General features: G+C 71.0%; 11 protein-coding genes. 8 read left to right on the top strand and 3 right to left on the bottom strand.

Features of this window, described 5'->3' with window-relative positions; genetic code table 11:
- Positions 1-30: 30 nt before the first annotated feature.
- From flhA to DVS28_RS05540, 7 genes are all read left to right on the top strand, one after another.
- Positions 31-2,169, top strand: coding sequence for a flagellar biosynthesis protein FlhA (flhA, locus tag DVS28_RS05570; protein WP_216826414.1), 2,139 nt, complete (start codon positions 31-33; stop codon positions 2,167-2,169).
- A complete protein-coding gene (locus DVS28_RS05565) occupies positions 2,147-3,730 on the top strand; it encodes a hypothetical protein (RefSeq protein ID WP_114590580.1) in 1,584 nt (527 codons plus the stop codon). The genes flhA and DVS28_RS05565 overlap by 23 nt, the downstream gene beginning before the upstream one ends.
- On the top strand, positions 3,727-4,392 hold the full coding sequence (locus DVS28_RS05560; protein WP_114590579.1) for a PilZ domain-containing protein: 666 nt from the start codon (positions 3,727-3,729) through the stop codon (positions 4,390-4,392). Before DVS28_RS05565 ends, DVS28_RS05560 begins: the two co-directional genes overlap by 4 nt.
- The gene (locus DVS28_RS05555) at positions 4,389-4,742 is read left to right on the top strand and encodes a hypothetical protein (protein ID WP_114590578.1); all 354 of its coding nucleotides are present in this window, start codon (positions 4,389-4,391) and stop codon (positions 4,740-4,742) included. The genes DVS28_RS05560 and DVS28_RS05555 overlap by 4 nt, the downstream gene beginning before the upstream one ends.
- Positions 4,743-4,832: 90 nt before the next feature.
- A complete protein-coding gene (gene csrA, locus DVS28_RS29900) occupies positions 4,833-5,081 on the top strand; it encodes a carbon storage regulator CsrA (protein WP_114590577.1) in 249 nt (82 codons plus the stop codon).
- A 46-nt stretch (positions 5,082-5,127) separates the two neighbouring features.
- Positions 5,128-6,255, top strand: coding sequence for an NAD(P)/FAD-dependent oxidoreductase (locus DVS28_RS05545; protein ID WP_114590576.1), 1,128 nt, complete (start codon positions 5,128-5,130; stop codon positions 6,253-6,255).
- A 79-nt stretch (positions 6,256-6,334) separates the two neighbouring features.
- Positions 6,335-7,171, top strand: a complete 837-nt coding sequence (locus tag DVS28_RS05540) for a PhzF family phenazine biosynthesis protein (RefSeq protein ID WP_114590575.1) — start codon at positions 6,335-6,337, stop codon at positions 7,169-7,171.
- A gap of 334 nt (positions 7,172-7,505) precedes the next feature.
- Here DVS28_RS05540 and DVS28_RS05535 read toward each other — a convergent pair whose 3' ends face one another.
- The 3 genes from DVS28_RS05535 to DVS28_RS05525 all read right to left on the bottom strand — a co-directional run bounded on the left by DVS28_RS05535 (position 7,506) and on the right by DVS28_RS05525 (position 9,763).
- Positions 7,506-8,051 (bottom strand): FHA domain-containing protein, encoded by a 546-nt coding sequence (locus DVS28_RS05535; RefSeq protein WP_114590574.1) that lies wholly within the window; start codon positions 8,049-8,051, stop codon positions 7,506-7,508.
- A gap of 29 nt (positions 8,052-8,080) precedes the next feature.
- Positions 8,081-8,932 carry a PHP domain-containing protein gene (locus DVS28_RS05530; protein WP_114590573.1) on the bottom strand — a complete coding sequence of 284 codons (852 nt, stop codon included), beginning with the start codon at positions 8,930-8,932 and terminating at the stop codon, positions 8,081-8,083.
- Positions 8,933-9,049: 117 nt separating this feature from the next.
- Positions 9,050-9,763 (bottom strand): class I SAM-dependent methyltransferase, encoded by a 714-nt coding sequence (locus DVS28_RS05525; RefSeq protein ID WP_114590572.1) that lies wholly within the window; start codon positions 9,761-9,763, stop codon positions 9,050-9,052.
- A gap of 214 nt (positions 9,764-9,977) precedes the next feature.
- Between DVS28_RS05525 and DVS28_RS05520 the strand changes: the two genes are divergently transcribed.
- The gene (locus tag DVS28_RS05520) at positions 9,978-11,555 is read left to right on the top strand and encodes a S8 family peptidase (RefSeq protein ID WP_216826413.1); all 1,578 of its coding nucleotides are present in this window, start codon (positions 9,978-9,980) and stop codon (positions 11,553-11,555) included.
- Positions 11,556-11,622: the final 67 nt, after the last annotated feature.

The raw sequence follows: 11,622 nt of genomic DNA, 5'->3' as shown, positions 1-11,622 counted from the left end.
CGGCCGAGAAGACATCCACACCATGGACGGTTGACCTTTCGCGAGGACAACACGTTGGGCAAGCGCGCCTGGGCTCCGATCGTCGTGCCGGCCGCGGTCATCATGATCGTGGTCATGATGGTCGTGCCGTTGCCGACCGCGCTGCTGGACCTGCTGCTGGCGGTCAACATCGCCGGTGCCGTCCTCGTGATCCTCGCCTCGATGCAGGTCAGCCGTCCGCTGGACTTCGCCGTCTTCCCCTCCCTCCTGCTGATCCTGACGTTGTTCCGCCTGGCGCTGAACATCTCCACGACCCGGCTGATCATGCTGAACGGCTATGCCGGCAAGGTGATCGAGGCGTTCGGCAGCTTCGTCATCGGCGGGTCCCTCGTGGTGGGGCTGATCGTCTTCCTGATCCTCGTCATCGTGCAGTTCCTGGTCATCACCAACGGTGCGGGACGCGTCGCCGAGGTCGGTGCCCGGTTCACCCTGGACGCCATGCCCGGCAAGCAGATGGCGATCGACGCCGACCTCAACGCCGGGCTGATCGACGAAGCCGGCGCACGCAAGCGTCGTGAGGACGTCGCCGCCGAGGCGGACTTCTACGGGGCGATGGACGGTGCGTCGAAGTTCGTCAAGGGCGACGCGATGGCATCGGTCATCATCACCGTCATCAACCTGCTGGGCGGGCTGGTCATCGGCGTGCTCCAGCAGGGCATGGACGTCGCGGAGGCCGTCAGCACGTTCTCGCTGCTGACCGTCGGCGACGGGCTGGTCAGCCAGCTCCCCGCCCTCCTCATCTCCATCGCCTCGGGCATCATCGTGACCCGCGCCGCAACCGCTGGCGACATGGGCTCCGACGTCGTCGTCCAGTTCAGCCGCCAGCGCAACTCCATGCGGCTCGGTGGTGCGGCGGTGGCGCTGATGTCGCTGCTGCCCGGCCTGCCGATGGTCCCGTTCCTGGCCGTCGGTGGGGCTCTGCTGTTCGCGGCTTACCGGCTGCCGGACCCCGAGGAGGCCGTCCGCCGGGCCGAGGAGGCCGAGCGCGAGCGCAAGGAGGCCGAGGCGCGGGAGCACATGCCCAACCCGGACTCACCCGAGGCGATCCTGCAGGAGGTGCAGGTCGAGAGCCTGCAGCTGGAGATCTCCTACGACCTGATGGACCTCGTCGACGCCAACCGTGGCGGCGACCTGCTGGACCGGGTCAAGGCGCTGCGCCGCAAGGTCGCCCAGGACCTGGGGATCATCATCCCGCTGGTCCGCACCCGCGACAACATCGAGCTGCCCCCGTCGACGTACTCCATCCGCCTGCACGGCGTGGAGCTCGGCCGTGGCCAGGCTCCCGTCGGCCACGTCCTCGTCATCGGCGACGACCAGCCCGCGCTGTCCGCCGGCGGTGCCGTGCAGCCGGCCAACGGGATCGCCGCCCTGCCGGGCCAGCCGACCACCGAACCGGTCTTCGGCCTCCCGGCCCGCTGGGTGCCCATGGAGTACCGCCAGCAGGCCGAGGTGCTCGGCGCCACCGTCGTCGACCGCTCGTCGGTCATCACCACCCACCTCGCCGAGGTCGTGCGGACCAACGCCTCCCGCCTGCTCAGCCGCTCCGACACCAAGACGCTGTCGGAGCTGGTCAAGGCCCAGGCCCCCACCGTCGGCGAGGAGCTGGACGCAAGCCAGCTGACCCTCGGCGACGTCCAGACCGTCCTGGCCGAGCTGCTGGACGAGCAGGTGCCGATCACCGACCTGGTCCGCATCTTCGAGGTGCTCAGCGAGAAGGGGCAGGCCACCAAGGAGACCGAACCACTGGTGGAGTCGGTCCGGTCGATGCTGGGGCCGGCCATCTCCGGCGCCCTCGCCCTGGACAACCGCCTGCCGGTGATCGTGCTTGACCCGATGACCGAGCACCGCATCCTCGAGGCCATCCGACCGGGCAGCGCCGGCACCTTCCTGGCGCTGGACCCCTCGGTCTCCGAGCAGCTCGCGATGGAGATCGCCCGCATGGCCGAGCAGGCCGAGCAGCGCGGCGACAGCGCTGTCGTCGTCTGCTCACCGCAGGCCCGCCCCGGGCTGCGCCGACTGGTCTCCCAGGTGATCCCCCGTCTTCCTGTCCTGTCCTATGCCGAGATCGGACCACAGCTCGTGGTCGAAACCGTAGGGGTGGTGAACGTTGGCAACCCAGCAACGGTCTGAAGAGAACCGCACTGACACGCAGCGATTCGAGGGGGACTCCGTCGAGGAGCTCCTCGGTCGCGTCCGTTCCGAGCTCGGCGCCGACGCCGAGATCGTGGAGGCCAACAAGATCCGCTCCGGCGGCATCGGTGGCTTCTTCGCCAAGGAACGGTTCGAGGTCGTCGCCCGCCCACGTGCGGCCGCACCCTCGACCGGCCTGCCCCCGGGAATCGACGAGGCCGCCTTCGACCGGGCCGCCGCGCACGTCGCCGCCGCCCGGTCCGGCACGGCATCCGACCCCACGGCCGAGCTGCCCCGGCCCGCCGTGACCCCCGCTGCGCCCACCGACCTGCTCGGCCTGGCCGACGCGGTGTCCTCGGCCGAGGCCGCACAGGCCGCGCCCCCCTCCCCGCGCGTGTCGGGTGATTCCCACGGGCGGCCCGAAACCCGACACGCGGCGGCTGCTGACGCCGCGACGGCCCCTCGCCTGTCGGGTGATTCCCACGGGCGGCCCGAAACCCGACACGCGTTCGAGCCGTTCGTGCCGGAGGAGATGCCGCGGCTGTCCACCGAGGGCGGTGCCTTCAACGAGGTGCTGCACCGCATCGCCACCGACGCCGGCCCCGAGATCGCCGACGCCGTCGACCGCCGGCTGGGTACCGCCCCACTGCTGGACCCGATGGCCCGTCCGCTGAACCCCGTCGGCCCGCAGGCGCGCACCCGTGCCACCACCGCCGCGGAGATGTTCGCCGCCAGCGACGCCGCATCGGCCGCAGCAACCCCCGACATGCCCACCACCGCCGCAACGGACCCCATGGCCGACCCGTTGGTCGACCCCACGACCGACCGGGCGATCGTGCCCACCACCGACGGACTGCCCGCCATGACGTCGGAGGCCAGCCCCGCCGTCACCCCGATCAGCGACCTGGTGCAGCCCGCCGACCCCGCCAGCGACACGCTGGACCGGACCGCGCGCCTGCTGTCGTGGCTCGAGCGGGACAACCTGCCGCGCTCGACACTGATGACCGCGCTGCGAGGCCTGCCGACCATCCCGTCCCTGCCCGACACCACCGGCGTCGTCGTCGTGGTCGTCGGCCAGCGCCAGCAGGCGCTGAAGCTCTGCCGGGCCATGGCGAAGGCCGTCACGGGATCCAGCGACGACGTCGTCCTGGCGTCGGCCTCCTACAAGGGCTCCGCCATCCCGGAGGAGCGGCGGATCATCGACCTGACCGACGCCGAACGCGACCGCCTCTCGTGGCGTCGCCGACCGACCCCGACCTTCGTCGCCGTCGAGGCCCCGACCAGCATCAGCCCCGAGTCCCTGCGCTGGACGCGAGAGATGGTCGACCAGCTCGAGGCCCACCAGGTCATCGGCGTGGTCGACGCCGGCCGCAAGACCGCCGACGTTGCGGCTTGGGCCGAGCGCATCGGTGGGGTCGACGGACTCGCCCTCCGCAACCTCGAGGAGACCACCACCCCCTACGAGGTCCTGGCCCTCGAGGTGCCCGTCATCTACCTCGACGACGTGCCCGCGACCGCCGGCTCCTGGGCCCACGTCCTGCTCGAGGGGACCAGCAGATGACGGCCGACCACCCCACCAGCACCCCGACCGACGACACCCTCGTCGAGGATGCGGTGGAGGACGACCGCCGACCCGCCCGCGGTGACGTGGCGACACTCCAGTGGACCCTCAGCCGCGGTCAGGCCCGCGTGCTGCGAGCCAGCGAGGAGATGCTGGTCCTCGCCGCCGTGCTGCCCCGCAACTCCCGTCCGCTGCCGCCGCAGGGGGGCCGGCTCAAGCTGCGCTGGTCCGACGTCGACGGGCTCCACGAACGCTACGGCAGCGTGCTCGGCCTCAGCAGCGGTCTCCTGCACCTGGCCCCGGACGGCCCCTCCGTCACCCATCAGCGTCGACGGTTCTTCCGCGCACCGGTGACCGTCGACCTGACCATCCACGACGGCCAGCGCACCGTGCACGGCGAGACCATCGACCTGAGCGAGGGCGGTACCCGCGCATCGATCGGCCACGAGACGTTGCTGCCCTCCACCCACGTCACGACCACCCTCACCGTCGGCACCACCCGCTATCGCGTGCCCTGCCGGGTCGTGCGCCACACGCCGCACCACGACGGCGCCGAGGTGGGGCTGGAGTTCGGCCCGATCCCCGCGTCGGCCGCCACCATGATCCGCAAGCACGTGTTCACCGCCCAGGTCCGGGCCCGCTCGAACGGACAGCACAGATGAACAGCTCGATGCGCTTCCCCGCGATCCTCGCCCTCTCCGTGGTGTTCGGGATGCCCGCGCTACGGGACATGATGGCGCGGCCCGAGACCCTGTTCGAGTCCGGCGTGGCCTACGCCGCCGCCTTCGCGCTGGCATGGGCAGGGGTGACCGGGGTGACACGCCTGATGGAGTACTACGCCCAGAGCAACGCCCTCGCCCGGCATCGCGATGACGCCGCCGAGGTCGAGCGGGAGCTGCTGGAGATCCGCGAACGCGAGCTCGCCGCCGCGCCCAACGGGACGTTCGACGGCACGCCTGCCGGTGGCATGCCGCAGCACGCCGGCCGGGCAGACGCCATCGCGATGCGCTGAGTCCAGCCGGCCGATGGTGGCGCTCGCCCACCCTCGTGGGCGACGGGCAGTAGGCTCGCCGGAACGATTGCCTCCACGGAAGGGCCTGCAATGCTGGTGCTCACCCGCCGCGCCAACGAAAGCATCATGATCGGCGACGACATTGTGATCACGGTGTTGGACGTCCGCGGCGACCAGATCCGTATCGGGATCAAGGCCCCGCGCTCGGTCGCGGTGCACCGCGAGGAGGTGTACGCCGAGCTGCAGGAAGCCAACCAGGCGGCCGCCTCACCGTCGAAGGCCGCGATGGCGAACCTCAGCAAGCTGTTGCCCCCGGGCGCCGGGGCCGACAGGGACTGACCGGCTGGCCGGCGTCGGGCCGGCCGTCCTGGGGGACACTGGGCGCATGCACACACCCCCTCGCATCGTTGTGGTCGGCGGTGGCTATGCGGGCGTGATGGCTGCGCGTGCCGCCCTGGAGCGCCGCGCACAGGTGACGCTCGTCGACGCCGACGGGCACCACGGATTCCTGCCTCGCCTGGCCACCGTCGCGGCGGGTGTGGGTCCCGTCTCCGACGCCGACGCCCCCCTGGCGGAGCTGCTGCCCGGCGTCACGCTGGTCACCGACGAGGTCGCCGGGATCGACCACCACGCCCGGGCGCTGGCCACCGCCGACGGCCGCGGCATCGAGTGGGACACGCTGGTCCTCGCCGCCGGCGCGCAGGCGACGGCTCCCTCCATACCGGGGCTCGCCGACCATGCGTGGACCCTCCGCACCCCCGACGACGCCCGACGCCTTCGAGCGCTCGTCCCGACAGCGGAGTCCCTCGTGGTCGTCGGCGCAGGATCCACCGGCACCCAGCTGGCCGGAGAGGTCGCCGCCGCACACCCCCACGTGCAGGTCCACCTGTTGGAGATGGCCGACCGCATCCTCCCGTCCCTGCCCGACAACATGGCCGACCGGGCCCATCACGTCCTCGTGGACCGACGGGTGGCGATCCGGACGGGCGTGTCGCTGGACCGTGTCGGCCCCGAGGGTGCCGACCTCGACGACGGGACCACCGTGCCCGGCCTCGTGGTGTGGACCGGCGGCTACGCCAGCAACGGCAACGTCCTGCTGCCCGACGCCCCCACCACCGACGGGCGGATCGTCGTCGATCGTTGCGCTCGGGTGAGCGGTCACCGCCGGGTCCTGGCTGCGGGCGACATCGCGGCCCACCGGGGCCCGGGCGGCCGCCTCCTGCCCCAGACCGCCCAGGTGGCGGTGCGGGCGGGACGGCTGGCTGGGGCCAACGCCGCTCGCATCGCCGATGGCCTCCGTCCGAGGGCGGGGCGGTTGCGGCACATCGGCTGGGTCCTTCCGCTCGGGGACGGCCAGGCGGTCGCGCAGGTCGGTCCACTCCCCCTTGCCGACCCGGTCACCGGACGGCTCGCCCCGCTGCTGCACGACGCCATCGACGTGCGCCACCTGCTGACCGTGGGTGGCCTGCCAGCTGCGGTGCGCCACCACCAGGAGTTCGTCAGCCTGCCCTGAGCGCCGCCCCCTGACCGGGCGTGGACCGCGCACGAACTCCGCACTCGACGGGTTCGCTCCGGGGGTGCAGCATCACCGCATGGACTCCCTGCAACGGCTGGCCGCCTTCACCTCCGACCCCGCGGGCGGCAACCCTGCCGGCGTGCACATCGCCGACGCGCTTCCCGACGCCGCGACCATGCTGGCGATCGCCGCTGACGTGGGCTACTCCGAGACGGCCTTCCTCGCGCCTGCGTCCACGGGCCGGACCGACCGTTGGGTCACCCGGTACTGGTCGCCGCTCGCCGAGGTCGACTTCTGTGACCATGCGACCATCGCCTCGGGGGTGGCGTTGGCGCGGACGCACGGCGAGGGCACCTACGTGCTGGACACCAACGTCGGTCCCGTGGTCGTCGAGACGTCCTCCGACGACGACGGCCCCACCGCGACGCTGGAGTCAGTCGATCCGCGCACCGCAGCGCTGGACGGCCCACGGCTGGACGCACTGCTGGCAACCTTCGGCTGGTCCAACGACGTCCTGGCCACGTCCTGGACGCCCGCGGTGGCCTTCGCCGGCGTGTGGCATCCGGTCCTGGTCCTGGCCGACCGCGCCGTGCTGGCCGGCATGACCTACGACTTCGAGGCCCTCCAGCGGCTGATGACCGTCGAGGGATGGACCACGATCCAGGTGGTCGTCCCCACCGACGACGGCTTCGACGCACGGGATCCTTTCCCCGTCGGCGGGGTGGTGGAGGACCCTGCCACCGGCGCCGCCGCCGCAGCGCTCGGCGGGTACCTGCGGGCACACGGACGAGTCGACCCTCCCGCCACCGTGACCATCCGGCAGGGCGAGGACATGGGGCGGCCCAGCACCCTCGTGGTCGACATCCCCCCATCGGGCGGCATCCGTGTCAGGGGACACGCCGCCGACCTCTGACGTCCCGCAGTCGGCGCCACGGACGTCGGACACAGGACCGGTCGGTACCGGTGTCCACCCTCCGTAACGCAACGTCTCAGAGCGGTTTCCCACTCCGGCCAGCTCGGCGCGAGCCGAGAGGCTGGTACGGGCCCACCCATCGATGTCATCTACCGAGGTCGCGAGGACCCTTCGACGAGACCGATGGTGCAAGCCACATCATTAGACGAAAGTCTCCGAGCGGGTTTGTGGAGGGTGAACACCACTACCGACCGGCGCAGCACACTGTACCGGCGACGTCACGGCTGCAACCCTCCGGCCTCGGGCGTCCGGACGACGCCCGACCGGGAACACCTCAGTCCTCGAACAGCCCCATGCGCATGGCGGCAGCCACGGCGGCGGTGCGGTTCCGGGCACCGAGGCGGTCGAAGACCTCCTGGCAGTGGGCCTTGACGGTGCGTTCGGTCACCCCGAGCTTCTCCGCGATCTCGGGGTTGGTCAGTCCCTCCTTGAGGAACTCCAGCACCTCGCCCTGGCGCGGGGACAGGATCGGCTTGGCCTCGGAGGGCTCGATCTCGAGCACCTCGGTGTCGTCATCGCCCTGCATGTTGGCGCCGCGGTCCTCGAAGCGCGTCTCGATGTTGCCGAACTTGACGACATCACCGTGCTTGAGCGCCGCCGAGCCCGACACCTGCTCGTCGTTGACCCAGGTCCCACCCGTGGACTTGAGGTCCTCGATGAGCACCGCGCCAGCGGTCTTGCGAACGGTGGCGTGGGCACGGGAGACGTGCGGGTCGTCGATGACGAGGTCCGACGTCGACCGACGTCCGAGGATCTGTTCGTCGGCCTCGATCACGAGGACACGACCCTTCAGTGGCCCGTCGCTCGTCACGACGAACATGGGCAGCGGCTGTAGCCGTTTCGCTGGTCCTACCACGTTCTGACCTCTCCTTCGGCCCGCGTTCGGAGCGCCTCGACCATGGGGACGGGAGTACTGATGGATCCCATGCTGGCTGATTGTGCCTCACCGTGGAAGTCGCTGCCGTGTGTCACGACCAAACCACGTTGGGCGGCGATCCGACGCCAGGCGCGGGCTGCGTCCGGCTCGTACTGATCGCGAGGTGACTCTATGCCGGCCAGTCCGGCCGTGCACATGGCATCGAGCAGCCCACGATCGACCCCGCCCCACGTCGGATGGGCCAGTACCGCCGCACCCCCCGAGGCACGAACCAGCTCGACGCACCGAACGGGATCGAGCGCACCCTTCGGGACGTACGCGGGACACCCCTCGCCGAGCCACTGCACGAAGGCCTGGCCGGTGGTGGGCACCAGGCCGGCCCGCACCATCAGGCGGGCCACGTGTGGCCGACCCAAGGACACCGAGTCCCCCATCTCCAGCAGGGGCGAGGGGTCGATGTCGGCACCGTGGGCGTTGAGCGCCGCCACCATCGCCAGGGCCCGATCGCGTCGTGCCGCCTGCAGGCGTTCGAGCTCGCGGGACAGGGGGCCTTCGGCGTCGACGAAGTAGGCCAGCAGGTGGACCGAACGCGGGCTGCCCCCGGCACCCGGCAACGCCGCGACCTCGGCGGACAGCTCCACCGCCGGCACCCAGGACAGCCCGAAGGTGGCACACGCCTCGGCAGCCTCCTCGAAGTGGGCAGTCGTGTCGTGGTCGGAGACGGCCAGCCCCTCGAGCCCGCTGGCCCACGCCATGCGGGCGAGGTCGAACGGGCCGGCATGCCCATCGGAGTAGGTGGTGTGGCTGTGCAGGTCGAAGGCCATGTGCGCACCGTACGGAGGGGGTGTGACGTCGCGCTGGCCGATCACCCATGGCCGGTACCGACCTGGCGTCCGGTCGAGGTCACCAACCTGTTCGACGGCACCTTGTCGGCTGGCTGATCAGCGCCGGGCCACCAGCACCATGCGGGTCTCGGGGGTGACCGGCCGGCGGTCCCAGTCGCCGAACACCTCCACCTCGGCGAACCCGGCGGTCCGGGCCATCGCGACGAGCTCGGTCGGCGTGTAGAGGCGGACGTCGAAGCGCCTCGTCGAGCCGTCGGGCATGTGCAGCGTGGAATGGTTGACCCCCGCCACCCAGTCGATCGAGGGTTCCTCGCTGGCACCGGTGTCACCCATCGGGAACCGCTGACCGGGCTGGTGCATCCTCGCGACCCGGTCACGGTGGTTGCCGGTCATCACCAGGAGGCCACCGGGCACCAGCACCTGATGCCACGCGTGCATGGCCCGCTGGTCCTCGGCGTCGTCGTCGAAGTACCCGAAGGCGCTGTAGAGGTTCAGCACCACGTCGTACGGGCCGGGCGGCGGGGTTCGCATGTCGCCCTGCTGGTAGGCCGGGCCGGGGTTTCCTTCCTCGGCCATCGCCAGCTGGTCGGCGGAGATGTCGACCCCCGTCACGAGGTGGCCGTCGTGGTGCAGCGGTCCGGCGTGGCGACCGAACCCGCACGGGACGTCGAGGATGCGCAACCCCGTGTCAGCGGGCAGCACCGAGCGCAGCCCGGCCATCTCCTCCCCGGTGCCCGCGAAGGCGCCGGCCGCATCCCACAGCTCGGTGTAGGTGGCGTCGAAGAAGCTGCGGTACCACGGGTCCGACATACCGCGGGAGCATGGCACCGGACCGGGTGTACAGCAAGCCAATGCACGCGGTGTTTCACTCCCGACGCAGACCTTCCCGAATTGTGTTCACACCCTGTCCCAACGGCCGTTGGCCACCCCCTCCCGACCGCCCTTTCGGGGATCTCCCGGGCGTGACTAGTGTCCGAACGGCCGGGCGGTCCCGTCCGGCGAACACCGAACGGGGAGACGTTCCTTGCCACGATCATTCATCGCACCGCTCGCAGTGGTCATGCTGCTGTTCGCCTCGGTCGCAGCCCAGGCTGCTGAGACCGAACCCTTCCTGCCGACACCACCTGCGCCTGCGGCGGCGGCCGACGCGCAGGCCCCCCTGCTGCACGCCGACGACGCGTCGGCGATCGACGGGCAGTACATCGTGGTCCATCGCAAGCGGGCGTCGCTGCTCGACACGCGCGGGACCGAGGCCCTCGTGAGCGCACTCGGCGGCACGGTGCACCATCGGTACTCCTCCGCCCTCCGCGGGTTCTCCGCGACGCTGTCCGACGCAGCGGTCGATGCCCTCCGCACCGACCCCAGCGTGGAGTACATCGAGGTCGACCGGACGGTGGCCCTCGACACCACGCAGTCCGGCGCCACCTGGGGCCTGGACCGGATCGACCAGCGCAACCTGCCCCTCGACGGCAACTACACCTACACCGCGTCGGGTCAGGGCGTGCACGTCTACGTCGTCGACACCGGGATCAGGGCAACCCATCAGGAGTTCACCGGCAGGGTCGGCAACGGGTACGACTACGTCGACAACGACAGCAACCCCAACGACTGCAACGGACACGGTACCCACGTCGCCAGCACCGCTGCGGGCACCACGTACGGCGTCGCCAAGAACGCCACGGTGCACGCCCTGCGGGTCCTCAACTGCTCCGGCAGCGGCAGCAACTCCGGCGTGATCGCGGGGGTTGACTGGGTCTCCAGCAACCACGTCGCACCGGCCGTTGCCAACATGAGCCTGGGGGGCAGCGCCTCAACGGCGCTGGACAACGCGGTCAACAACGCCGTCGCCAACGGGGTGACGTTCGCCGTGGCCGCGGGCAACGAGAACACCAACGCCTGCACCAAGTCCCCGGCACGTGCGGCGAACGCCATCACCGTCGGCTCCACCACCTCCAGCGACGCTCGTTCGTCGTTCTCCAACTACGGGACCTGCGTGGACGTCTTCGCACCCGGATCCTCCATCACGGCCGCGTGGTACCAGTCCGACACGCAGACCAACACGATCAGCGGCACGTCGATGGCCTCACCACACGTGGCCGGCGTCGCGGCCCTGTACCTGGAGGCCAACCCGACCCACACCCCGGCGCAGGTCGGCGCCGCGATCACCGGTTCGGCCACCAGCGGCGTGGTGGGCAACCCGGGTTCGGGCTCCCCGAACCTGCTGGTGTACTCCCCGCTGACGGGCACCCCGGATCCGGATCCGGACCCTGATCCCGGCCCCGATCCCGAGCCCGGCTGCAGCTACCCCGAGAGCTTCTCCGGCACCCTCAGCGGGTCCGGCGCCTACACCTACGAGCCCAACGGGACCTACTACTACTCCGGCAGCGGCACCCACCTCGGCTGCCTGCAGGGCCCGACCGGCACCGACTTCGACCTGTACCTGTACAAGTGGAACGGATGGGGGTGGTCCGTCGTGGCGTCCAGCACCAGCGCCAGCTCCGACGAGGCCATCAGCTACAGCGGCTCGTCTGGCTACTACATGTGGGAGATGTACAGCTACAGCGGCTCGGGAAGCTACGCCTTCCAGCTCGACCGCCCGTAGCCACCCCACCCCCTCCAACGACGACGACCCGCGCCGGTGGCGCGGGTCGTCCGATGTCCTCGGCTCA

The sequence above is a fragment of the Euzebya pacifica genome (genome assembly GCF_003344865.1).
GTDB classification, from domain to species: Bacteria; Actinomycetota; Nitriliruptoria; order Euzebyales; family Euzebyaceae; genus Euzebya; species Euzebya pacifica.
Note: the sequence above shows the minus strand (reverse complement) of the source record. Positions and strands in the feature narration are given on the sequence as shown.

Excerpts from the sequence above, each read along its gene's own strand:
- DVS28_RS05560 (WP_114590579.1), top strand. The coding sequence starts at position 3,727 with ATGACGGCCGACCACCCCACCAGCACCCCGACCGACGACACCCTCGTC.
- DVS28_RS05555 (WP_114590578.1), top strand. The coding sequence starts at position 4,389 with ATGAACAGCTCGATGCGCTTCCCCGCGATCCTCGCCCTCTCCGTGGTG.
- csrA (WP_114590577.1), top strand. The coding sequence starts at position 4,833 with ATGCTGGTGCTCACCCGCCGCGCCAACGAAAGCATCATGATCGGCGAC.
- DVS28_RS05545 (WP_114590576.1), top strand. The coding sequence starts at position 5,128 with ATGCACACACCCCCTCGCATCGTTGTGGTCGGCGGTGGCTATGCGGGC.
- DVS28_RS05540 (WP_114590575.1), top strand. The coding sequence starts at position 6,335 with ATGGACTCCCTGCAACGGCTGGCCGCCTTCACCTCCGACCCCGCGGGC.
- DVS28_RS05535 (WP_114590574.1), bottom strand. The coding sequence starts at position 8,051 with ATGTTCGTCGTGACGAGCGACGGGCCACTGAAGGGTCGTGTCCTCGTG.
- DVS28_RS05530 (WP_114590573.1), bottom strand. The coding sequence starts at position 8,932 with ATGGCCTTCGACCTGCACAGCCACACCACCTACTCCGATGGGCATGCC.
- DVS28_RS05525 (WP_114590572.1), bottom strand. The coding sequence starts at position 9,763 with ATGTCGGACCCGTGGTACCGCAGCTTCTTCGACGCCACCTACACCGAG.